Source organism: Roseateles sp. Mitsp63, assembly GCF_059491535.1.
In genome coordinates this window covers 3359074-3382211 of the sequence record NZ_CP168509.1, presented here as the reverse complement: position 1 = coordinate 3382211, position 23138 = coordinate 3359074, and the positions used below count along the sequence as shown (strand labels likewise).

Here is a 23138-nt window from a genome sequence, read left to right as displayed (position 1 = left end):
TCATGCCGGACGCAGCTCGCGGAACGCGAACATGTCGCGCAACGTGCAGTAGTGGAAGGCCGGGATCACCAGCGGTCCGCGCTCGGCCAGCCGGCGGCACCAGTCCGCGGTGGCATCGCGCAGCGCGATCGCCTCCGCCTCGTCGAGGACTCGGACGAAGTAGCCGATGGTCACGTGATAGTGATACGCGTCATGGTCCGGCCGCCGCAGCTGGAACAGGTCCGCATACGCCTCGCGCGCCTCGCCCAGGCGCCGCTCGGTGGCGGCGTCGGCCGGCCGCAGCGGCATGCCCAGCGTGCCATCGCGGCGCAGCGTGGCCGGGGTCCGCGGATCGACGGCGAAGGCGCACGGGCCGGTCTCCGGCCGGCCCAGCCGCTCCAGGCGTTGCAACATGAGGCGGTTGACCTCGTCGATCGGCAGGTCGCGCGCGAGGCCGCGGGGCCAGGCCGGCGTGCCGCGGTCGACGTCGTTGACGCCGCCAAACAGCGTCACATGCCAGCTCGACGTCGGCGTCTGCGTCAGCTTGCGGGCGAAGCCGTGACGCGGCAGTTCGCGCGCGATGTCCAGCCAGGCATCGAAGGTCTCGTAGTCCGCGCCTTGCGGGCGCAGGTGGCCGACGATGGTGTTGCCCTCGAAGGTCATGGGGCTGCCGTCCGCGTTGAACTTGCGGCCGACGTCGCGCGCCCGCGGCGTCCTGCCCTGAGCGTCGGCGTCGGCATCGGGATCGGCCGCCGCGTGCGCCGTGGCGGTCAGCAGGGACGGCAATCCAACCGCGGCGGCCAGCAGGCGGCGGCGTGTCGGCCGCGGGACAGCCGGGGAAGTCGTGTCGGGGGTCATGGCGGGCGGGATCCTCACAGCTTCACGTTGAGCCCGACCATCACGATCGGCGCGACCTTCCAGGCCGACTGCACCAGTTCCTGCGATCGGCCGTAGTTGTACTGGAAGCCCTGGCCGGTGACGTTGAGCGCATCGAAGGTCAGCGACAGGCGGCGCGAGACATCGTAGGCGAGCTGTACATCGAGCTTGTCCGTCGGCTGCTGGAAGCGGTTGCGATAGAACTGCGGCAGGCTGTCGTAGTTGGGGAAGCGGTCGTCCCACAGCGCGCCGGTGTGATTCCACGCGGCCTTGGCATGCCAGGGGCCTTCCTCGTAGGTGAGCGCGGCGTTCCAGAGCGACTTGGGCTGCTGCGGCAGGATGCTCAGCGTGGTGGAGGTGCCGTCGCCCAGCGTGACGGGGTAGCGCACCTTCATCGACATCGCGTTGATGCTGACGGTGAAGCCCTTCAGCGTGGGGTGCAGCGAGCCGAGCTCCTTGATCGCGCCGATCTCGATGCCGGTGAGCCGGACCCGGCCCGAGGCATTGCGCGGCTGGGTGACCAGCGTGTCCACGCCATCGATGGTCTGCATCGCGCCGTAGCGGAAGATCTCGTCGCTGATGCGCTTGTGGAACAGCGCCACCGACAGCAGACCGCGGCCGCCGTCGATCACCCAGTCATGGCCGAGGTCGACGTTGTCGCTGCGGCGGGGCTTCAGCCCGGGGTTGCTCTGGGTCAGCGTGTCCGGCGTGGCCGCGGTGTTGAGCGTGCCGCCCTTGAGCGCCATCTGGTCGGGCCGCGGGCGGCCGATCGTGCGCGACAGGCCGAAGCGCAGCTTGCTCGCCGGCCCCGTGGCATAGAAGCCGGCCAGCGACGGCAGCCAGTCGCCGTACTTGCGCTCCGCGCCGACGGGGGTCCACGCCGTGCCGTTGGACAGCTGCCAGCCGGTGCTGCCGAAACGGGTGTGCTCATGGCGCAGGCCGCCGGCCACCAGCCATGCTTCGGCGCGCCATTGCAGCTGGGCATAGGCGGCCTGGATGTCCTCGTCGACGGTGTAGGTCGCGTTGTTCTGCGCGGCGACGTCCGTCACCGGCGTCACGCCGGCGCGGCTGGCGTTCCAGGCATCGCCGGCCTTGCCGGTGTCGATCAGGAACAGCGGCGAGCTGCAGTTGAAGCCGCAGGTCGTGCCCCCCAGCACGTCGGCCAGCGTGTAGGGCATCGCGTTCCAGGTCTGGCGCGAGAACGCCGTGTCCATGCGCGTGCGCACCAGGCGCGCGCCGGTGGCCGCGCCCAGGCCGCGGCTGTCGTCCTCCATGTTGTGCCGCAGGTTGGCCTGCAGGTCAGTCACGCGCTGGGCGTAACTGGTGTTCTCTTCCTGGTGGTAGCCATTGCCGTAGCGCGCCGGATTGCTGGCGTTGGCGGCGTTCACCGGCGTGAAGACCGGCGTCGGTGCGCTCCAGTCGTAGCGGTAGGCCAGGCCGTTCTGCGTGAAATGGTCCCAGCTCTGAGGGTTGTCGACGGTCGCGCGCGACACGCTGCCGCGGAGGTCGGCCTGCCATTGCGGCGCGAGCTCCGCCTTGAGCTCGCCGTTGACGCCGTACAGCGCGCGGTCCCAGCGCAGCCGGCCCATCTCGACGTACTGGCTGACGTTGCTCAGCGTGCCGGACGTGGGCGTCTGCCCGCTCACGGTGGCGGTGGCCGCGACCTGCGCGTTCTGCGTCGCGCGGTCGGAGCGCTCGCGCTGCTTGAAGTAGTAGCCGGCGAGATGTCCGCTGAGCGCGCCCTCGGGCTGCCAGTCCAGCCGGGCCGTGAGGCCGCCGCGATCGCGGTCGTTGTCGTAGTTGTACCAACGGCGCTCCGCCGGCACCGCGAAGCCGGTGCCGCCATACGGCGTGCCGTTGCGGGTGCCGTCGGCGTTGTACCAGTTGAGGCTGCCGCCGCTTTCGACCTGAGGCACATGGATGTGGCGCGTCCAGTAGCTGGCCGAACCGAGGAAGGCGAACTGGCTGGCCGGGCCGAAACGCCGTCCCCACTTGGCCGAGGCCTCGCCGGCCGGCTCGGCGCCGCCGAAGGCGGGGTCCATCAGGCTGGCACCGCCCTTGGCCTGCAGCGCCAGCGCGCCGTCCGGATGGTCGAAGCCGCTGGCGGTGACCAGGTTGGCCGTGCCGCCGATCGATCCGCCATCGCTCGCGGGCAGGAAGGTCTTGGTGACGTCGATGCGCTGCACGAAGTTGGACGGCAGCACCTCCATCAGGATCTGGCGGCTGCCGATGTCGGTCGTCGCGAAGGCGAAGCCGTCGATCAAGGTCGTGTTGTAGTTGCCGTTGAGGCCGCGGACGATCACGTAGCGCGGCTCGCCCTGGTACTCGAGCGTGCTGACGCCGGTCACGCGCTTGAGCGCGTCGCCGACGTTGAAGTCGGGCAGGCGGCCGACCTCGTCCGCCGCCACCGTGTCGACGGTCTGCACCGCCGAGGACTTGGTCGCGATGCTGCGGGTGTTCTGCGTGCGGAAGCCGGAGACCTGCACCGTCTCCAGCGCCTGGGCGCCCTCCCCCGATGCATTGGCCGAAGGCGCTTCGGACTGCGCGATCGCCGGACCGCAGGCGGCCAGCACGGCGCAGCCGATCGCGCTCAGGGCGGGATGACGGCGGGCGCCGCGGCCGCGCCACTGGCCTGGCCATCGATGGAATCGGGGGGAAGACATGCCGCTCTCCTGTTCTGGATGTCGCTGGGAACAGGTCGAACATTAAATTAGCGTCGTTAATTTAATATGACACGACGCATGTCACGGAACCCTCACCGGCCTGCCTCACGGAGGCGCGGGTGGCCTGTGTAGACTGCGCGCCGACCATGAGCAGCCCCTTCCCCACCCCGCCCCTGGCCTCGGTCCCGATCGGGCGCCGGTTCCTGCGCCACGACGACGGACCGGTGGCGAGCGACAGCGAGCGCTGGATGCTGGAGCTGGTGCGGCGCGCCGGTGTGATGTCGCGCGCCGACCTGACGCGCGCCAGCGGACTGAGCGTGCCGGGCGCCAAGGGCCTGATCGACGGACTCGTCGATCGTGGGCTGCTGCGGCTGGGGCCGCCGGCCATGCGCGGGCGAGGTCAGCCGAGCGCCACCGTGTCGCTGGTCGCCGACTTCGCGTACAGCCTGGGGCTGTCGATCATGGTGGACGGCTTCGAGCTCGCGTTGATGGATCTGTCGGGCCAGGTGGTCGGCCACTGCGCGGTACCGGCGTTCCCCTTGCATCTGGAGGAGGCAATGGCCGAGGCCGGCCGCCAGATCACGCGGCTGCTGCGGCGGCACGGCGTCGCGCGCGAGCGCGTCTTCGGCATCGGCGTGAGCATGACGGGCCCGCGCACGGGTCAGGGCTCGCGGGTCAATCCGCCGCTGTCGCTGGGCGCGGAGTGGGCCGAGGCAGAACTGGACCGGGTGCTGGCCGAGCGGCTGGGCCAGCCGGTCTGGATGGACAACGACGCCAACTGCGCGGCGCTGGCGGAATGCCTGTTCGGCGTTGGCCGGCGCTGCGCGGACTTCGTCTATCTGCACTTCACGGACGGCTTCGCGGCGGGGCTGGTCAGCGGCGGCGCGATGCTGCGAGGCGCCCACGGCAATGCGGGCGAGATGGGGCGGATCTTCGCGCTGACCGGTCTGCCGCGGCCGACGCTGGAGTCCTTGCGCCGGCGCTTGAGCGACGCGGGTCACGACCTGCCCGACCTGCACACGATGCTGGATCGCTACGACCCGGCATGGCCGCAGATCGCCGAGTGGATCGAGGAAGTCCGGCCGAGCATCGTCGTGGCGGTGGCGGCGTCGATGGCGCTGGTGGATCCGCAGGCGATCGTTTTCGGCGCACGGCTGCCGGAGGATCTGGCACGGCGGCTGATGAGCCAGGTGGCGTTCGAGCAGGCGCCGCGGCGCGGCACGCCGTCACCGAACCCGGAACTCGTGATCGCCGAAGTGACGCGGTCGCCGGCGATGGTCGGCGCCGCGGCTTTGCCGCTGAAGCAGCATTTCTTCGCGTGAAGGGCGGCGGAGGCGGCGATCAGCCGATCGCGCGCCGCAGGTTCTCGCGGGCGCGGGTGTCGAGCCGCTCGTGCAATGCCGGCGTGCTGTAGAGCACCGGCCGGTCGAGGAAGGTCTTGAGGATCTGCTTGCGCTTGCGGCGGAACAGGAAGCCGGGGACGAAACCGTATTCCTCGCGGATCTGGCGCTCGTACTCGTCGAAGCGCGGGCGCTCGGCGCCAAGGATCGCGAGGTCGATGTCGACGAGGACCTGTTCATCGAGGCTGGAAGGCACACCGTCGTGCTTCGTCACCAGCACGAGCTGGCGCACGCGATCAGCGCTCGCGGCGTTGACGCCGGCATCGACCAGCGCGCGACGGGCCCAGTCGGCGCTGCGCTCCTCGTTGCCGCTGCCCTTGACGTCGTAGATGGCGTCGTGGAACCACAGCGCCATCTCGACCTCCGCGGGACGCGGGGCGAGCGCGCTGACCTCTTCGAACAGCGCGAGGCATTCCTCGAGGTGCTGACGCGTGTGGTACTTGCGCTGCGGCTCGGCGTAGCGCGCGAGCAGCTCATCGCGCAGCGCGTCGCCATCGCGCTCACCGGCCAGGGCGGACCAGGCGCGGTGCCAGGAGCGTTCGAGGAGAGCGGTCATGTTGGGCGCGGATGGTAGCGGCTCAGGCGAATCCCTCTCGCTTACCGGTCTGACGCCGCCGGCACGTCCCTGTCCCAATACGGCGGCTCCCCGAACGCCTCCTTGAGCGCATCGGCAAGCGCCCTCAGCTTCGTCGACGCGCGGCGCCCCTCCGCGTGCGCGATGTAGAGGAACTCCGTCTCGGGCGATCGGCCGACGTCGACGATCTCCAGCTCGCCCGAGCGCAACTGCTCGCCGATGATGAAGGTCGGCAGCAGCGCCAGGCCGAGCCCGGCCATCGCGGCCTCGCGCATCATGTCGCCGTTGTTGACGCGCAGGACCACATGCGGCCGCGCGAAGTCGTCCGCCTTGGCCTCCAGGAAGCGCCAGTCGGCGATGCCGCGGTTGCTGTAGCGGATCGCGCGATGGTCCGCGAAGTCGGCGGGGTGGCGCGGCCGGCCATGCCGCTTCAGATAGCCCGGCGAGGCCACCAGAAAACGCCGGCTCGGCGCCAGCACCCACGCGACCAGCCGGGAGTCCGCGATCGCGCCGTGACGCAGCACCGCGTCATAACCATCGGCCTGCGCGTCGACACGGCGATCGTCGAGCTCCAACGTCATCGAGATGCCGGGATGCCGGCTCAGGAACGGATACAGCGCCGGTCCCAGGTGCATGCGCCCGAAAGTCACCGGCGCCGAGAGCCGCATCGGGCCGGTCAGTTGACCGCGGCGCTCGCTGACCTCGGCGGCGGCCTCTTCCACTTCCCGCACGATGCGCAGCGCTCGGTCGAGGAAGGCCTGACCGTCCTCGGTCAGGCTCAGCTTGCGTGTCGTGCGGTGGAACAGCGGCGCGCCAAGCCCCTGCTCGAGTTCCGCCAGCCGCTCGCTGACCACCGATTTCGACATCGACATCCGCCGCGCCGCGCCGCTGATTGAACCGGCTTCCGCAATCGCCACGAAGCTGGTGATCCCATCGAGCTTGAGCATGTTCCGACCCCTCCTTGGAAGGCCGCCAGAGGGCGGACTCGCGAGGGGCGATTCTGGCGCATTGTTCGGAAAGCCAGAACAGCAGTTCCGCCATTGGCCGGCTTCCGGAAACGCCGGCCGTCGCCGACATTGGACTCATCGATCAACCCCCGACCGGTTCCCCGGTCAAGCCCCCCAAGGAGTTCCCTCATGAGCCATCGCCTCCAAGACAAGGTTGCCCTCATCACCGGCGCCAGCTCCGGCATCGGCCGCACCACCGCCCTGCTCTTCGCCGCCGAAGGCGCGAAGGTCGTCGTCGGCGCCCGCCGCGCCTCCGAGCTGGACCAGCTCGTCTCCGAGATCCACGCCGCCGGCGGCCAGGCCGTCGCGCTGGCGGGCGACGTGCGCTCCGAGGCCTATGCCAAGGCGCTGGTGGACCTCGCGGTCGAGCGCTTCGGCCGCCTGGACGTCGCCTTCAACAACGCTGGCACGCTCGGCGAAGGCGGCCCCAGCACCGAGGTCTCGGAAGCCGGCTGGACCGACACGCTGGCCATCAATCTCACTGGCGCCTTCCTCGGCGCGAAGCATCAGATCGCGCAGATGACGAAGAACGGCGGCGGCTCGGTGGTCTTCACCTCGACCTTCGTCGGCCACACCTTCGCGTTCCCCGGCATGGCGGCCTATGCGGCCAGCAAGTCGGGGCTCATCGGCCTGACGCAGGCGCTCGCGGCCGAGTACGGCCCGCAGGGCGTGCGCGTCAATGCGGTGCTGCCGGGCGCCGTCGACACGGACATGTTCCGCGAGAAGAACGACACGCCCGAGGCGCAGAGCTTCGTCACCAACCTGCACGCGCTCAAGCGCGTGGGCAAGCCGGAAGAGCTGGCACGCGCGGTGCTGTACCTGGCTTCGGACGACTCGTCCTTCGTGACGGGGACGGCCTCGCTGGTCGACGGCGGCGTGTCGATCACGCGGACCTGAGGCTGGGCAGACAGGCGGCATGCGCTGGCCGCCCGATCGCAGCACTTCCTTCGCCGGATCGCACGGCATGCGCGGCGGATCGCCTAGGATCCGCCGCGCATTGCGGGCAGCAAGGGAGATGTGAATGAAGCGGCAGTCCGAGAACGCCATCCAGGCGCTGTTGACGGAGAAGATCCGGGCCTTCTCCAGCGAGTTCCTCGAGAACTCGCGCCAGCTGTTCGTCGACGACGAGGGTCACCTGATCCATCCGGGCGAGTTCGGCACCTATCGCGAGGCGATCACGCGGGAGTTCCTGCAGGCGATCACGCCACAGCGCCTGGCCATCGACACGGGTTTCGTCGTCGACTCAGGCGGGCGGATCAGCTCCCAGTGCGACATCGTCATCTACGAGCGCTCGATCACCCCGCTGCTGCAGAACGCCAACAAGCAGCGCTTCTTCCCGGTCGAGTCGGTGTGCGCGGTCGGCGAGGTCAAGTCCGTGATGACGCTCACGGCGCTGAAGGAGACCCTGCGCAAGCTGGCGATGGTGAAGTACATCCGGGACTGCCTGCATGAGCCGATGTACGTCCACTCGAAGAAGGACATCGACCGGGAGACTTTTGCGCCGCAGAGGGACGAACGGGACCAGATGGTGACGTTCCTGATCTGTGAGCGCTTCGACTTCGACATGACGGACAAGCTCAAGGACGTCGTGTCGTGCTACCGGGAAGAAGCGCCGGATCTTCCCGCCAATCTGCGGCACAACCTGGTGCTGAGCATCAGGGACGGACTGCTGTGCTATCTCCATTCCCATGGCGACGGTGTCCTCTATCCCTTTCCCACCAAGCTGACGCAGGTCGAGGATTGCAAGGGGACGTCGCAGGTGCAGGAAGTGCGTCTGCAGGCACGCCCGCTGAAGAATCGGGCGCTGCTGCCGGAGGAGGGATCCCTGGACCACATCCGGCATTTCTGCACCATGCTCAATTCGACGCTCAATCTGGTCTCTGTCTTCTTCCCCGACATGGCAACGTACATTGTTCGCCCTGACCCGATCCGGTACATCGACGCCGATCCCGTTTGAGATCTGCACACTCCGAGCCTTTCCCGATGCCCATCCATCTCCCCACCCCGACCGTCGACTCCGACGCCTTCAGCACCCCCGATCAACGCCTCTGGCTGAAGCTCGAAGCCCTGCAACCCTGCGGCTCGTTCAAGCTGCGCGGCATCGGCCACGCCTGTGAGGTCCATGCCGCCCGCGGCGCGAAGCGGCTGCTGTCGTCCTCGGGCGGCAATGCCGGCATGGCGGTCGCGTACGCGGGACGGCGGCTCGGGCTGCCGGTCGTCGTGGTCGTGCCCGAGACGACGCGCGAATGGCCCAAGACGCTGATCCGCCGCCAGGGGGCGGAGGTCATCGTCCACGGCAAGAGCTGGATGGAGGCCAACGAGCATCTGATGTCGCTGCGCCAGCCGACGGACGCGTTCATCCATCCGTTCGACGACCCCCTGCTGTGGGACGGCCACGCGACCATGATCGAAGAGGCCGCGACGCAGTGTCCGAAGCCGGATGCGGTCGTGCTGTCGGTGGGTGGCGGCGGATTGATGAGCGGCGTGCTGCAAGGGATGCATGCCGTCGGCTGGAGCGACGTGCCGCTCGTCGCGGCCGAGACAATCGGTGCCGATTCGCTCAATGCCGCGATCACGGCCGGCGGACTCGTGACGCTCGATGCGATCACAAGCATCGCGACCTCGCTCGGCGCGCGCCGCGTCAGTGAACAGGCCTTCGAATGGACGAGGCGGCATGAGGTCGTCAGCGCGACCGTCACCGATGCGCAAGCCGTGCAAGCTTGCCTCGACGTTGCCAAGGAGCACCGCCTGATCGTCGAGCCGGCTTGCGGCGCGGCGGTCGCGGTGGCGCGCCAGCGCGCCGTGCCGGTCCTGCAGAAGGCGCGCAACGTGCTGGTGATCCTCTGCGGCGGCGCCTGCGCGACCTATGAGGACCTGCAGGCCTGGGCCGCGGAAAGCGCCAGCAAGGCCTGAACGCTCGCCGCGGTCACATCCGCTCGCCCGGCAACTCGCTCGCGGCCTTCACCCAGGCGATGAAGGCGGCTTCGTCGAGCGGCCTCGGCTCAGCGGTCCATGCGCACCTTGCCGGTTTCACCGAGGTTGGTCGGCGGCTTGCCGGTGACGGCGGACTTCGCCATCGCGTAGAGCTGCATCAACTTGGAGGACTTCACGTCCCAATAGCTCGCATGGCTGATGCGCACCTTCACGAGCGCCAGGTCGGGATCGTCGATGCCGCCAGGGAACCAGGCCTCGGCGGCCTTGTTCCAGAGCTGCTGACGCTTGGCGCGGTCCTCGCTGAGCGTCGCGGTCCCGGACACCGACACGTAGGTGTCGTCGTCACGGTTGGCGAAGGCGACGTTCACCTGCGGCGACGCGACGATGTCGCTGAACGGATCGCCGCTGCGGGACATGAAGAACCAGAGGTTCTCGTCCTCGTGCAGGTCCTGGTTCTGTAGCGTCATCGGGCGCGAGTGCAGATGACCGTTGGCATGCTGCGTGGTGAACAAGCCGATCCGGATGTCCTTGATCAAGCTCCAGAGCTTGGCGCGGCGTTCGGCATCGGAGGGCGAGTGGTCGGTCATGGAGGGCTCCTGGGTTGCTGAGGAGGTTCAGCAAGAGGCGCTCCTGTGACTCACGTCCAGGATCGCCTTCACCGATACCAATCCCGACATCACCCCCGCATCAAATGTGATTGGTCCGGCATCCCGCCCCTCCCTAGGATCACGAACACCTCACAAGGGGCGCTGCCGCATCGGCGCGCCCCGACATCAACAACCAACGAGGAGACAACGATCATGAAGACCACGCGTCGTCAGCTGCTGGCCTTGAGCGCACTCGCGCTGGGCACCGCCCTCCCCGCCCTGCCCGCCTTCGCGGCGGACGGCAAGCCGCTCGTCCTGGGCTTCTCCCAGGTCGGCGCCGAAAGCGAATGGCGCACCGCCAACAGCAACTCGATCAAGGACGCCGCCAAGCAGGCCGGCATCACCCTCAAGTTCGCCGACGCCCAGCAGAAGCAGGAAAACCAGGTCAAGGCCATCCGCTCCTTCATCGCCCAGCGCGTCGACGTCATCGCCTTCTCGCCCGTCGTCGAGTCCGGCTGGGACACCGTCCTGCGCGAGGCCAGGAACGCCAAGATCCCCGTCATCCTCACCGACCGCGCCGTCAAGGTCAGCGACCCCTCCCTCTACGTCACCTTCATCGGCTCCGACTTCGTCGAGGAAGGCCGCAAGGCCGGCCGCTGGCTCGTCGACTGGGCCAAGAAGAACGCCCCCACCGGCGAGGTCAACATCGTCGAGCTCCAGGGCACCGTCGGCTCCGCACCCGCCCTGGACCGCAAGCGCGGCTTCGAGGAAGTCATCCAGGCCGAGCCGCGCCTGAAGATCATCCGCTCGCAGTCCGGCGACTTCACCCGCGCCAAGGGCAAGGAAGTCATGGAGGCCTTCCTCAAGGCCAAGGACAAGAAGATCCACGTCCTCTTCGCTCACAACGACGACATGGCCATCGGCGCCATCCAGGCCATCGAGGAAGCCGGCCTCAAGCCCGCCAAGGACATCGCCATCGTCTCCATCGACGGCGTGCGCGGCGCCTTCCAGGCCATGGCCGCCGGCAAGCTCAACGTCACCGTCGAGTGCAATCCCATGCTCGGCCCGCAGCTCATGCAGCTCGCCAAGGACGTCGTCGCCGGCAAACCCGTGGCCAAGCGCATCACGACCGAGGAAGGCGTCTTCACCGCCGACGTCGCCGCCAAGGAACTCCCCAACCGCAAGTACTGATGGACGCCCCCGGACTGCTGCTCTCGCTCAGCGGCATCGACAAGGGCTTCCCCGGCGTGCAGGCGCTCTCCGGGGTCTGGCTGCGTCTGTTCGGCGGCGAGATCCACGCGCTCATGGGCCAGAACGGCGCCGGCAAGTCCACGCTCATCAAGGTCCTCACCGGCCTGTACGCGCCCGATGCCGGCCGCATCGAGCTCGCCGGCGATCCCATCGCCCCGCGCTCCACCGCCCACGCCCAGGACCTGGGCATCAGCACCGTCTACCAGGAGGTCAACCTCGTCCCCAACCTCTCGGTGGCCGAGAACCTCTTCATCGGCCGCTACCCGCGCCGCTGGGGCCAGATCGACTGGCCGCGCATGCGCGAGCGCTCCCGTCAGCTCCTGGCCGAGCTGGAACTCGACATCGACGTCGACGCCCCGCTGGCCCGCTACTCGCTCTCCATCCAGCAGATGGTCGCGATCGCGCGCGCGCTCAACATCTCGGCGCGCGTCCTCATCCTCGACGAGCCCACCTCCAGCCTCGACGAGGCCGCCGTCCAGCACCTCTTCCGCGTCATGCGGCGCCTGCGCGAGCAGGGCATGGCCATCCTCTTCGTCACCCACTTCCTCGATCAGGTCTACGCCGTCTCCGACCGCATCACCGTCATGCGCAACGGCCGCACCGAGGGCGAGTTCCTGCCCAAGGACCTCGGCCGCCTCGAGCTCATCCAGAAGATGGTCGGGCCGCACACGGCCGCTGGCCAGCCCCTGACGGCCTGCGCCCAATCGACGGAGCCCGCGCTCGTCACGCATGGCCTGGCGCGCAAGGGCGCGCTGCAGCCGCTTGACCTGGAGATCCGCCGCGGCGAGGTGCTCGGCCTGTGCGGTCTGCTCGGCTCGGGCCGCACGGAGACGGCGCGGCTGCTCTTCGGTGCCGACGGTGCCGATGCCGGCGACATCGAGATCGACGGGAAGCGTCAGCGCTTCGCCTCGCCGCGGCAGGCGATCGCGAATGGATTGGCGTTCTGCTCGGAGGACCGAAAGCTGGAAGGCGCGGTGCTCGCGCTCTCCGTCCGCGAGAACATCGTGCTGGCCCTGCAGGCGCGGCAGGGATGGTGGCGCGCGATTCCGCTCAAGCGTCAGCAGGCCGTTGCCGACGACTACGTGCGCCGACTGGGCATCAAGACCGCGGACATCGAGACGCCGATCGGTCTCCTGTCGGGGGGCAACCAGCAGAAGGCGTTGCTGGCCCGATGGCTGCTGACGCAGCCGCGTCTGTTGATCCTGGACGAGCCGACGCGGGGCATCGATGTCCGCGCGAAGGAGGAGATCATGGACGAGGTCCGCCGCCTGTGCGCCCAGGGTGATGACACCGACCGCCGCATGGCGGTGCTCTTCATCTCGTCGGAGCTTCCGGAGGTCTTGCGCTGCAGTGATCGTCTCGTGGTCCTGCGCGACCGCCAGGCCATCGGCACCTACGTCCGGGGTGATCTTGACGAACGCTCGGTCCTCGAAGTGATTGCCGGCGATGGTCCCCGGTAGCAGAACCGTTGAAGGTGGCCCCATGCCATGGCGGCCAACGCGCTGCTCGTCGAAGTGAAAGCAACCTGTGATTGACACTCTTTCCATGAGCAGTGCCCCTGCCGCCGCCAAGCCTGCGCGACGCCGTGTGTTCGCGTGGATGGTGGCGCATCCTCTGCTGCGTCCGGTTGCCGCGTTGGCGATCCTGTTGCTGATCGATGTGATCTGTCTGCCGGGTTTCTGGCACCTGGAGATCAAGGATGGTCATCTGTATGGTCCGTTGATCGACATCCTGAACCGTGCGGCGCCGCTGATGCTGGCGGCGTTGGGCATGAGTCTGGTGATTGCCACGCGTGGCATAGATGTGTCCATCGGCGCGGTGGTTGCGATTGCCGCGACGGTCGCGGCCTCGCTCGTCAACGCGGATCACTCGCTGACGACGGCCTATGCGGGTGCGCTGGGCGCCGCGTTGTTGTGCGGGGTGTGGAATGGTGCGCTGGTGGCCGGGCTGAAGCTGCAGCCGATCATTGCGACGTTGATCCTGATGGTGGCTGGGCGCGGTCTCGCGCAGTTGCTGTCGGATGGACAGATCCTGACTGTCTACCGCGATGACTTCTTCGTCCTCGGTGGGGGCTACCTGCTCGGGTTGCCGGTGTCGCTGTGGGTCGTCGCGGCGCTGGCGCTCGCGACCACCGCGCTGCTGCGCAAGACCGCATTGGGCCTGTTCGTCCAGGCCGTCGGCCTGAACCCGGTGGCCTCGCGCCTGGCGGGCTTGCGCACCGCCACGCTGATCTTCGGGACTTATGTGTTCGCGGCCGCCTGCGCAGGACTGGCCGGCTTGATGATCGCGTCCAACATCAAGAGTGCCGATGCCAACAACGCCGGCCTGCTGCTGGAGCTCGACGCCATCCTCGCGGTGACGCTGGGCGGCGCGTCGCTGGCCGGCGGCAAGTACCACCTCGGTGGCGCGCTGGTGGGGGCGCTGATCATCCAGACGCTGACCACCACGATCTACTCGCTCGGTGTTCCGCCGGAGATCAACATGGTGGTCAAGGCCGTCGTCGTCTTCGTGCTCTGCATCCTGCAGTCCAGCGAACTGCGTCCGATGCTGCAGCGTCTGCGCGGAGCCGCCCGATGAACGCCGTCGTCTCGCCCAGCCCCCTGGACCTGCTGCGCCGCTGGCTGCGGCAGCCCGCCTTCAGCGCGCAGATCACCGTCGTGCTGCTGCTCGCGCTGATCGCGGCCGGTGGCGCGCACTACACCGGCTTCGCGTCGCCGCAGGTGATGCTCAACCTGGTGATCGACAACGCCTACCTGCTGGTGCTCGCCGTCGGCATGAGCCTGGTCATCCTGTCCGGCGGCATTGATCTCTCGGTGGGCGCGGTGCTGGCGCTCTCGACGACGATCGCCGCCTGGCTGCTGCATCAGGCCCATTGGCCAGCCTGGGCCGTGATCGCGCTCGTGCTGGGCGGCGGCGCGGTCTTCGGCGTGCTGCAGGGCGCGCTGATCCACTTCTTCAAGCTGCAGCCCTTCATCGTCACCCTCGCCGGCATGTTCCTGGCGCGCGGGCTCTGCTACCTGATCAGCGTCGACTCGATCACCATCGACGATCCCACCTTCGTCGCCATCTCGCAGACGCAGTGGTCCGTTCCGGGCGGGTTCATCTCGCCGAGCGCCGCGATCGCGCTCGCGGTGCTGGCCGCGGGGATCTGGGTCGCGCATCGCAGCGCCTTCGGGCGCGCGGTGTACGCGCTTGGCGGGAACGAGCAGTCGGCCCTGATGATGGGACTGCCGGTCGGAAGAACCAAGCTCGCGGTGTATGGCGTCAGCGGGTTCTGCGCCGCGCTGGCGGGGCTGCTGTTCGCGTTCTACATGCTCAGCGGCTATGGCTTGCATGCGCAGGGCGCGGAACTCGACGCGATCGCGGCCGTCGTCATCGGCGGGACGATGCTCAGCGGCGGCTATGGCTATGTCGCCGGCGCGCTTTCCGGCGTGCTGGTGCTCGGCGTCATCCAGACCCTCATCGCCTTCGACGGCACGCTCAGCTCCTGGTGGACCAAGATCGTCATCGGCGCGCTGCTGTTCGTGTTCTGCGTCGTCCAGCGGCTGCTCGCCCGGCCGGCGGGGCAGGCTTGATGGGGACGCGTGGTGCCTCTTCTTCGTTTCGCTTTTTCCGGAAGCTTTCCTTGATGAAGACCTGCATTGCCGCCGCGCTGGCCGCGGCGCTCGCGTTCGCCGGCGCTCCGGCGCGAGCGGCGAATCCGCTCTTTCCGCAGCTCTATACGGCCGATCCCGCCGTGCTGGTCGACAACGGGCGCGTGTACCTTTATGTCGGGCATGACGAGGCCGAGCCGGGCGGCAAGGACTTCGTCATGAACGAGTGGCGCGTGTTCTCCAGCTGCGACATGACGCATTGGACCGACCATGGCGCGCCGATGAAGGCACTCGACTTCAAGTGGGCCAAGGGCCGCGCGTGGGCATCGGATATCACCCGGCGCGTTGTCGATGGGAAGCCGAAGTATTTCTTCTATGCGACCGTGGAGCATGCGTCGATCCCGGGGTTCGCGGTCGGGGTCGCGACGGCGGAGAGTCCCCTCGGCCCGTTCAAGGACGCGCGCGGGTCGGCGTTGATCACCAACGACATGACCACACAGACCGACATCGCCTGGGATGACATCGATCCCGCGATCTTTGTCGATGATGATGGGCAGGCTTATCTGTACTTCGGGAACACGGTGCTGAAGTACGTGAAGCTGAAGGGGTCGATGACGGAACTCGCGGGGTCGATCAATGCCGTGGCGGTGAAGGACTTCACTGAGGCGTCTTACCTGCACAAGCATGGCGGGACGTACTACCTGTCGTACTCGCAGCACTTTCCGGAAGAAACCGCGTACATGACCGGGCCCCGCGCCGTCGGGCCTTGGACACCACGCGGCGTGATCATGGCGAAGAATGAGAAGACACCGACGATCCATCAGGCGATCTTCGAGTTCAACGGGAAGAGCTATATCGCGTATCACAACGCCAAACTGCCTGGCGGTGGGGAGTTCCGGCGATCGGTCGCCGTCGAGGAACTGCACTACAACGCGGACGGGACGATCCAGTTCGTGCCGCAGACGGACGCCGGGCCAGCAGCGAATCCGTCGCCAGGATGCAAGGGCTGAAGGCCTGCGGAGGCCGCTGGCCCTCACCCCGCCCTCTCCCTCTCGCGCAAGCGGGCGAGGGGGTAGGAGCCGGACGTCGTCGCAGTAAAAAACCCCCTCGCCCCAGCGGGGAGAGGGAGGGGAGAGGGGGCTCGTGCCACAGCGCTGCTGCCCTTCGAAGCACCCCCTCTCCCCTGCCCTCTCCCCCCTCGCGGGGGGCGAGGGAGTTAGCAACGGGGGCCAGCGGACTCAGCTTGGCTTTGTTGTCGGCTGGTACAGCTCTTTGCCGACCGCGCGCACCTCGTGGAGCAGCGCGCGGGCGCCGGGTGACAGCAGATGGTCTTCGCGCGTGATGATGCCGAAGGCATCCATGCTGCATGGCAGCTCGATCGGCAGGATCGCCAAGGCTCTCAGCGATGCGTAGTAGCGCGCCACCTCGATCGGCATCACATGCAGCGAATCCGTCTGCTGCAGCAGCGCCGTGATCACCAGCAGCGCCGTCGTGTCCACCGCATCCGCCGGCGGATCGATCGCCGCCCGCCGGAACATCAGCTCCCATCGGTGTCTCAGCACGCTGCCCGGCGGCGGCAGGATCCACGGCTGCGTCGCCAGATCCTGCAGCGTGAGGTCCGTCCGCTCCAGCAGCGGATGCCCCAGCCGCGCCACCGCGCAGGCCGGCTCGCCGCTCAGCTCCTCGTACTGCAGACCGCTCGCGCTGTCCTCCTCGAGGATGCGGCCAATCATGAAATCCAGCGTCCCGCGCTTGAGCTGCTCCATCAGCACCTTGCTGGTCTCCATCTGCACGCCGATGCGCAGCAGCGGCGCCTGCGCCTTCACCCGCGCGATCGCACGCGGCAGCAGCGCCATCCCCGGCGTCATGATCACGCCCACCTCGACCTGGCCCGTCAGGCCCTTCTTCAGCGCGACGATGTCGTCATGCGCCGCGGCCAGGCTGGTCAGCGCCATGCGCGCGTGGCGGATCATGGTCTCGCCGAACAGCGTCGGCTCCATGCCACGCGGCAGGCGCTCGAACAGCCGCACCTCCAGCATGTCCTCCAGGTCCTTGAGCTGCTTGGACGCCGCGGGCTGCGTCATGCACAGCGCCTCGGAGGCGCGGTGAATATTGCGGTGGTCATCCAGCGCGATCAGCAGCAGCAGCTGGCGCGTCTTCAGCCGCGCGCGCAGGAACCAGTTGGGATTCGGGGCGTCATCCATCACGTTCTTCCGTCAGGCCAGGTCCACGATGCCCTTGGTGGACAGCACGCTGCTGAGGTCATCGCCGGTCTCCTGCAACTGGACCAGCGTCGCCTGGCGCGCGCCCAGCGGGTCGCGGTTGCGGATCGCCGTCAGGATCGCCTCGTGGCGCGGCAAGGACAGCCCATGGGTGTTGGGCAGCTGGCTGCTCAGGATGATGGATTCGCGCAGCGCCAGCGACAGCATGTTGCCGATGTAGGCCATCAGGTCGTTGTTGGTGGCCTCGGCGATGTGGCGGTGGAAGGCCAGGTCGGGCTCGAGCAGGTGCTCGGTATCGGTGGCGGCGGACATGCCGTCGAAAGCCTGCTCGATGCGCTCGAGCTGCTCCGGCGTCGCCGCCTTCGCGGCCAGCGCGGCCGCGGCCGGCTCGAACACGCGGCGCACTTCCATCAGCGTGTTCAGGAACTCCTGCTGCGGCTTGGACTGGATCAGCCAGTACAGCACGTCCGGGTCCAGCAGATGCCACTCGTTGCGCGGCCGCACGATGGCGCCGGCGCGCTGGCGCGACACCACCAGGCCCTTGGCGACCAGCACCCGCACGGCCTCGCGCAGCACCGGGCGGCTGATGTCGTAGCGGTCCAGCAACTGCTGCTCGGCGGGCAGCCGGTCGCCGGGCTCGAGCTCGCCGGAGACGATGGCCAGGCCCAGCTCGCTGACGATGCGGCCATGCTGGCTCTTGCCCTCGGCGCGGCGCGCGCGCGGGCTGTAGGTCGAATGATCGGCGCGGGTCTTCATATCGGGCGGCAGGCTATCACGGGCGCCCGGCCCCGGAACTCGCGACAAATCCTCCCTTGGCGAGTGGCGCCGCGCATTGCAGGTCGCCGCCGGGAAGCCTCGCGAACCACCGGCGCTTCATGCCTCCACCGCCTGCACCGGACCGTCGGGCTGCGGCTGACCGAACGCCGGCAAGCCGTCGGCACGCCATTCGAAGGGCTGCACCCGGGCATGGCGGTTGGGATCGTGCAGCGGATCGCCAACGATCTCCCGGTAGTTGCGCGCGTGATAGACCAGCAGGTCCGTGCGGCCATCCGGCGTCGTCGTGAAGCTGTTGTGGCCCGGGCCGTACTGGCCGTTGGCGCTGGCGAAGACCGGCACCGGCGACTTGTGCCAGACCGAGGCATCGAGCAGGTCCGCCGCCGCGTCCGCCCACAGCAGGCCCATGCAGTAGTTGGCATCGGTCGCCGCCGCCGAGTAGGCAACCAGCACGCGGCCATGCCGCTGCAGCACCGCCGGCCCCTCGTTGACGGCGAAGCCGATGCGCTCCCACGGCAGCACGGCCTCGCTGATCAGCGTCGGCGCGCTCTTCAGCGTCCAGGCGTTGGCCAGCGTGGCGAGATAGAGATTGGTCTTCCCCTGGCGCGAGGTATCGGCCTCGGCCCAGCACAGGTACTGCTCGCCGCCATGGGCGAAGGTCGTCGCGTCCAGCGCGAAGTCATCCAGCGGCGTGCGGATCTGCCCGCGCTCGATCCATTCGCCTTGCGTCGGGTCCTCATGCGCGTTCTCGAGCACATGCATGCGGATCTTCCAGATGTCGTCGCGCTCGCCGCCCGCGAAGTAGATCAGCCAGCGGCCATCGACGCGATGCAGCTCCGGCGCCCAGATGTGCCAGCTCGCCGGTCCCTGCGCATGGCGCGTCCAGACGATCCGGGGTGCCGCCCGCGGCAGGTCCTCGATGCTCGCGGCGCCGCGCAGCTCGATCGCATCGAAGCCGGGCACCGACGCGGTGAACCAGTAGCGGCCATCGTGCAGCGACAGGTGCGGATCGGCGCGCTGGGGAATCAGCGGGTTGGACCAGTTCAGCGTCATGGCGTCGTCTCGCGCTTTCATCGTCTGACCTTCTTCAAGGCCTTGTTGACCTGCTTCTCCACGTCGGCCTGCACCTCGGCGATCGGCTTGTTGGAGACCATCAGGTTGCTCACGTCCTCGCCGATCAGCAGCTCGATCGCGCGCTGGGTGGGCACGTTGCCCGGCATCGACGTGCCGGTGCGGGTGATCTCGGTCAGGTTCTCGCGGAACGGCAGCGCCTTGAACGCCGCGCTCTCCGCCACCGAGCGGCGCACCGGCAGGTGCCCGGTGCGGGCCCACTCGGCATTGCGCTTCCAGATGAACTGCAGCAGCTTGAGCGCGGCCGCGTGCTGCTCGGGCGTCGCGGCGCCGCCCTTGAACAGCGCCCAGCTGTGGCCGTCGGCGAACACCGCCGGCCGCTGGTACAGCCGCGGGAACGGCACCACGGTGTAGCCGCCCTTCAGCGGCGATCCGGGCTTGCGGGCCTCGCGCAGGAACTGGTCGATGGTCCAGGTGCCGACGACCACCACGCCGGCCTCGCCATTCAGGAAGGCCTGGTTGGCGCCACCGTAGTCGAGGTTGGGCTTGACCAGCCCCTCGGCATACAGCTGCTGCATCAGCGCCAGCGCGTTGACCACCTGCGGCTGATGCATGTCGATGCGCTTGCCGTCCTCGCTGAACAGCTTGGTTTCCTGCTGAGCGATCAGCGTCTGGAAGGTGCGGTTCGTCGCCGCGGTCTCCTTGACGATCGCCCACGCGAAGTACGGCTTGCCGGTCCGCTGCTTGAATTGCCGCGCCATCGCGAGCAGTTCGTCCGGCGTGTGCGGCAGCCTGGGCTTGCCGTCCGCGCCCATCAGCCCGGCCTGGGACATCAGCGTCGTGTTGACGTGCCACAGCCAGGCCCAGGTGTCGAAGGGCAAGGCGTAGATCCGGCCGTCCAGCGTCACGCCGCGGCGCGCGTGGTCGGTGAAGTCGGCCGTGTCGATGCCGAGCGCGGGGAGCTCCGCATCCAGCGGCTCGATCAACCGGCGGCGGACATAGTCGCCCAGCGCCGATTCATGCATCACCGCCACCGTCGGGATGTCCTTCGCCACCAGGCGCGCGGTCAACTGGTCGTAGTACGGCGCCCATTCGGCGACCTGCGTCTTCACGACGATGCCGTCGGGATTGGTCGCGTTGAACTCGTTGACCATCGCGGTCACGATGCCGCACTCGCCCACGCCCTGGCTCGCGTCGTTCACCGCGCCAAACTTGGCGTCGCAGCTGCCGAAGAAGCGCATCAGCGTGATCTCGGTCTTCGGCCTGGCGCCCGAACCCGTCGCCGTCGCGGCGCGGTCGCCACAGCCGGCGAGCAGCGCCGCGCCAGCCAGCATCGCCATGAGCAGGGAGCGCCTCATCACGACCGCCCCGTTCCCGCCACCGCGGTGACCAGATGCTTCTGGAAGAAGAGATAGATCATCAGCACCGGCGCGCCGGCGAAGACCGCCTGCGCCATCAGGAAGCCCAGTCCCTCGGACTGCGCGAAGTTGGTCTGCGTCGACGCCAGCCCGCGCGTCAGCGTGTACATCTCCGGCTGCGTCGCGATGACCAGCGGCCAGAGGTAGTCGTTCCAGCAGGCCAGGAAGGTGAAGATGCCCAGCGTCGCCTGCGCCGGCAGCGTCAGCGGCAGCACCACGCGCAGGAAGGTCTTGAAGCGCGAGGCGTTGTCCAGCAGCGCCGCCTCCTCCAGGTCGATCGGCACGGCCTTGAAGTACTGCGTCATCAGGAACACCCCGAACGGCGCCGCCAGCCCCGGCAGCGCCAGCCCCGCGTAGGTGTTCTGCAGGCCCCAGTCGGAGAACAGCCGGTGCAGCGGAATGAAGACGCTCTGCGACGGCACCGCCAGGCCGAACAGCACCAGCGGGAACAGCCAGCGCCGCCCCGGGAACTCGCAGCGCGCGAAGCCATAGCCCGCCAGCGACGACAGCACCAGCACGCCCAGCGTCTGCAGCGCCGCGACCAGCGCGCTGTTGCCCAGCCAGCGGAACACCGCGGAGGTTTGCAGGATGTCCGCGTAGTTGGCCAGCGTGTACGGCGGCGCCAGGAAGACGTCGGTGCGCACCATCAGCAGCTCGTTCGGCTTGAACGACAGCGCCAGCACCCACAGCAGCGGCAGCATCCACAGCGCCGCCAGCGCGACCAGCAGCGCCATCACCGCCCGGTCGAACCAGCCCTTGCGCAGCATCGGGGTCATCGGCGCGCTCCTTGCGCGGCGTCGCGCCGCTCCAGCCACATCTGCACCGACACGCCCACCAGCATCACGGCGAGCAGCACCTGCGACGCGGCCGTCGCGTAGCCCAGCGAGAGCTGCATGAAGGCCTGCTCGTAGATGAACTGGACGATGGGCCGCGTCGTGTTGTTGGGGCCGCCGTTGGTCATCAGCATGATCTGCGGGAAGACCTGGAACTGGCGGATCACCTCGATCACCGCCACCAGGGCCACCGTGCGCTTGAGCGCGGGCAGCGTCACATGGATCAGCGTGCGCCAGCGGCTGGCGTTGTCCAGCGCGGCGGCCTCGTAGACGTCCGACGGGATCTGCTGCAGCGCCGAGAGGAACAGCATCATCGGCAGGCCGATGATCCACCACACCGTCACCAGCGCCAGCGTCGGCAGCGCCAGCAGGTCGCTGGTGAGCCAGGGCAGCTGAGGAATGCCCAGCGCCGCGCTGCCCTGCGCGACCAGGCCGCGCTCGGGCATCAGCGCCAGCTGCCAGACCAGCGTGATCAGCGTGACCGAGAAGACGCTCGCGCAGAAGAACACGGCGCGCAGCAAGGCGGCGAGCCGCCCGGGGCGGTTCAGCGCCAGCGCCAGCATCAGCGACAGGACGACGAAGACCGGCACGCTGATCAGCACGAAGCGGATCGTGTTCCAGACGACCTGGTGGAACACGTCGTCGTCGAGCAGCTCGCGGTAGTTCTGCAGGCCGATGAAGAAGCTGTCGTTGGACAGCAGGTCATGGTCGTGGAAGCTGATGAACCAGCCCTTGGCCAGCGGCCAGAGCAGCAGCAGCACGTAGACCGCGACGAAGGGCAGCACGAACAGCGCATGCGCCGGACGTGAGGCGCGAAGACCGACGGCAGGCGCGGCGCTCATGCCGGCTGTCCCTGCGCGAGCGCATGGTGCGCGCGCCCTTGCGCGTCGAAGAGGTGCGCCTCTTCCATCGCGAGTTCAAGCTGCACCGGCTCGCCGGCCACCGGCGACGCGCCCGCCACCGTGGCGATCGCCCGCGTCCCGTCGACGAGCCGCACATGCGCCAGGCTGCGCTCGCCCAGGAACTCGACCATCTCGACGACCGCCGGCAGCGGTCCGCGCGCCGTGGTGACCAGATGCTCCGGACGGATGCCGAGCGTCAGCTCGCTGCCCGGCACGGTGGCGGCCACGCGGGTCGCGAGCTCCTGCCCGCCGGGCAGCTCGATCACGGCCATGCCCTGCCGGTCGGACAGCCGCCGCGCCGGAATGAAGTTCATGCCCGGCGTGCCGATGAAACCGGCGACGAAGCGCGTCGCCGGGCGGCGGTACAGCTCCGACGGCGGCGCCACCTGCTCGATGCGCCCGCCGTTCATGACCACGATCCGGGTCGCCAGCGTCATCGCCTCGATCTGGTCGTGCGTCACGAAGATCATGGTCGCGCCCAGCCGCCGATGCAGCTGCGCCAGCTCCAGCCGCGTGCGTCCACGCAGCGCCGCGTCGAGGTTGGACAGCGGCTCGTCGAACAGGAACAGCGCCGGCTCCTTGACCACCGCGCGGCCGATCGCCACGCGCTGGCGCTGACCGCCGGACAGCTGCCCCGGCTTGCGCGCCAGCAGCGCGTCCAGCTCCAGCATCCGGGCCGCCTCCTGGATGCGGCGGTCGATCTCATCCTCCGCCAGGCCGATGTTGCGCAGGCCGAAGGCCAGGTTCTCGCGCACCGTCATGTGCGGATACAGCGCGTAGTGCTGGAACACCATCGCGAGCTGCCGCTGGCCGGGCGGGGCATGGGTCACATCCTTGCCGCCGATCTCGATGCGGCCGGCGGTGACTTCCTCCAACCCCGCGATCATGCGCAGCAGGCTGGTCTTGCCGCAGCCCGACGGGCCGAGGAACACGATGAACTCGCCCGGCGCCACGTCGAGCGACAGGTCCGGGATGACCTGCACCGCGCCATAGCGCTTGCCGATCTGCTCCAGCTTGAGGGCTGCCAACGGAATGTCTCCTGATGTCTTTTTGT

Annotated in this window: 21 protein-coding genes; 9 read left to right on the top strand and 12 right to left on the bottom strand. The window is 68.6% G+C overall.

The window, feature by feature from the left end; translation table 11 throughout:
* Both ACEN96_RS15000 and ACEN96_RS14995 read right to left on the bottom strand, forming a co-directional pair.
* On the bottom strand, positions 1–837 hold the full coding sequence (locus ACEN96_RS15000) for a DUF1868 domain-containing protein (protein WP_495583891.1): 837 nt from the start codon (positions 835–837) through the stop codon (positions 1–3).
* 14 nt (positions 838–851) lie between these two features.
* Positions 852–3518, bottom strand: coding sequence for a TonB-dependent receptor (locus tag ACEN96_RS14995; RefSeq protein ID WP_495583890.1), 2667 nt, complete (start codon positions 3516–3518; stop codon positions 852–854).
* Positions 3519–3664: 146 nt separating this feature from the next.
* Between ACEN96_RS14995 and ACEN96_RS14990 the strand changes: the two genes are divergently transcribed.
* Positions 3665–4840 (top strand): ROK family protein, encoded by a 1176-nt coding sequence (locus ACEN96_RS14990; protein WP_495583889.1) that lies wholly within the window; start codon positions 3665–3667, stop codon positions 4838–4840.
* A 19-nt stretch (positions 4841–4859) separates the two neighbouring features.
* Here ACEN96_RS14990 and ACEN96_RS14985 read toward each other — a convergent pair whose 3' ends face one another.
* Together ACEN96_RS14985 and ACEN96_RS14980 are read right to left on the bottom strand one after the other, a co-directional pair.
* A complete protein-coding gene (locus ACEN96_RS14985) occupies positions 4860–5474 on the bottom strand; it encodes an HD domain-containing protein (protein ID WP_495583888.1) in 615 nt (204 codons plus the stop codon).
* A 41-nt stretch (positions 5475–5515) separates the two neighbouring features.
* Entirely contained in the window at positions 5516–6439 is a 924-nt protein-coding gene (locus tag ACEN96_RS14980; RefSeq protein WP_495583887.1) for a LysR family transcriptional regulator, read from the bottom strand.
* Between the two features lie 189 nt (positions 6440–6628).
* Between ACEN96_RS14980 and ACEN96_RS14975 the strand changes: the two genes are divergently transcribed.
* The 3 genes from ACEN96_RS14975 (at position 6629) to ACEN96_RS14965 (ending at position 9412) form a co-directional block, all read left to right on the top strand.
* Positions 6629–7396 carry an SDR family oxidoreductase gene (locus ACEN96_RS14975; protein ID WP_343636931.1) on the top strand — a complete coding sequence of 256 codons (768 nt, stop codon included), beginning with the start codon at positions 6629–6631 and terminating at the stop codon, positions 7394–7396.
* A 124-nt stretch (positions 7397–7520) separates the two neighbouring features.
* Positions 7521–8456: a DUF6602 domain-containing protein gene (locus ACEN96_RS14970; RefSeq protein WP_495583886.1), complete on the top strand. Its 936-nt coding sequence runs from the start codon at positions 7521–7523 to the stop codon at positions 8454–8456.
* A gap of 26 nt (positions 8457–8482) precedes the next feature.
* A complete protein-coding gene (locus ACEN96_RS14965; RefSeq protein WP_495583885.1) occupies positions 8483–9412 on the top strand; it encodes a pyridoxal-phosphate dependent enzyme in 930 nt (309 codons plus the stop codon).
* Between the two features lie 89 nt (positions 9413–9501).
* Here ACEN96_RS14965 and ACEN96_RS14960 read toward each other — a convergent pair whose 3' ends face one another.
* The gene (locus ACEN96_RS14960; protein ID WP_495583884.1) at positions 9502–10020 is read right to left on the bottom strand and encodes a pyridoxamine 5'-phosphate oxidase family protein; all 519 of its coding nucleotides are present in this window, start codon (positions 10018–10020) and stop codon (positions 9502–9504) included.
* Positions 10021–10233: 213 nt separating this feature from the next.
* Here ACEN96_RS14960 and ACEN96_RS14955 point away from each other — a divergent pair, with 213 nt between their 5' ends.
* The 5 genes from ACEN96_RS14955 to ACEN96_RS14935 all read left to right on the top strand — a co-directional run bounded on the left by ACEN96_RS14955 (position 10234) and on the right by ACEN96_RS14935 (position 15874).
* Positions 10234–11211, top strand: a complete 978-nt coding sequence (locus ACEN96_RS14955) for an ABC transporter substrate-binding protein (protein WP_495583883.1) — start codon at positions 10234–10236, stop codon at positions 11209–11211.
* Positions 11211–12731 (top strand): sugar ABC transporter ATP-binding protein, encoded by a 1521-nt coding sequence (locus ACEN96_RS14950; protein WP_495583882.1) that lies wholly within the window; start codon positions 11211–11213, stop codon positions 12729–12731. Before ACEN96_RS14955 ends, ACEN96_RS14950 begins: the two co-directional genes overlap by 1 nt.
* A gap of 85 nt (positions 12732–12816) precedes the next feature.
* Positions 12817–13848 (top strand): ABC transporter permease, encoded by a 1032-nt coding sequence (locus ACEN96_RS14945; protein WP_495583881.1) that lies wholly within the window; start codon positions 12817–12819, stop codon positions 13846–13848.
* On the top strand, positions 13845–14846 hold the full coding sequence (yjfF, locus tag ACEN96_RS14940; protein ID WP_495583880.1) for a galactofuranose ABC transporter, permease protein YjfF: 1002 nt from the start codon (positions 13845–13847) through the stop codon (positions 14844–14846). Before ACEN96_RS14945 ends, yjfF begins: the two co-directional genes overlap by 4 nt.
* A gap of 53 nt (positions 14847–14899) precedes the next feature.
* Positions 14900–15874, top strand: a complete 975-nt coding sequence (locus ACEN96_RS14935) for a glycoside hydrolase family 43 protein (RefSeq protein ID WP_495583879.1) — start codon at positions 14900–14902, stop codon at positions 15872–15874.
* Positions 15875–16102: 228 nt separating this feature from the next.
* Here ACEN96_RS14935 and ACEN96_RS14930 read toward each other — a convergent pair whose 3' ends face one another.
* The 7 genes from ACEN96_RS14930 to ACEN96_RS14900 all read right to left on the bottom strand — a co-directional run bounded on the left by ACEN96_RS14930 (position 16103) and on the right by ACEN96_RS14900 (position 23112).
* Positions 16103–17068, bottom strand: a complete 966-nt coding sequence (locus tag ACEN96_RS14930) for a LysR family transcriptional regulator (protein WP_495583878.1) — start codon at positions 17066–17068, stop codon at positions 16103–16105.
* Positions 17069–17080: 12 nt separating this feature from the next.
* Positions 17081–17842, bottom strand: a complete 762-nt coding sequence (locus ACEN96_RS14925; RefSeq protein WP_495583877.1) for a FadR/GntR family transcriptional regulator — start codon at positions 17840–17842, stop codon at positions 17081–17083.
* Between the two features lie 117 nt (positions 17843–17959).
* Entirely contained in the window at positions 17960–18934 is a 975-nt protein-coding gene (locus tag ACEN96_RS14920) for a glycoside hydrolase family 43 protein (protein ID WP_495583876.1), read from the bottom strand.
* Complete coding sequence (locus ACEN96_RS14915; RefSeq protein WP_495583875.1) at positions 18931–20289, bottom strand: extracellular solute-binding protein; 1359 nt, start codon at positions 20287–20289, stop codon at positions 18931–18933. The genes ACEN96_RS14920 and ACEN96_RS14915 overlap by 4 nt, the downstream gene beginning before the upstream one ends.
* Positions 20289–21125, bottom strand: a complete 837-nt coding sequence (locus tag ACEN96_RS14910) for a carbohydrate ABC transporter permease (protein WP_495583874.1) — start codon at positions 21123–21125, stop codon at positions 20289–20291. The genes ACEN96_RS14915 and ACEN96_RS14910 overlap by 1 nt, the downstream gene beginning before the upstream one ends.
* Positions 21122–22024 (bottom strand): carbohydrate ABC transporter permease, encoded by a 903-nt coding sequence (locus tag ACEN96_RS14905; protein ID WP_495583873.1) that lies wholly within the window; start codon positions 22022–22024, stop codon positions 21122–21124. Before ACEN96_RS14905 ends, ACEN96_RS14910 begins: the two co-directional genes overlap by 4 nt.
* Positions 22021–23112 carry an ABC transporter ATP-binding protein gene (locus ACEN96_RS14900; RefSeq protein WP_495583872.1) on the bottom strand — a complete coding sequence of 364 codons (1092 nt, stop codon included), beginning with the start codon at positions 23110–23112 and terminating at the stop codon, positions 22021–22023. The genes ACEN96_RS14905 and ACEN96_RS14900 overlap by 4 nt, the downstream gene beginning before the upstream one ends.
* Between the last annotated feature and the right edge of the window lie 26 nt (positions 23113–23138).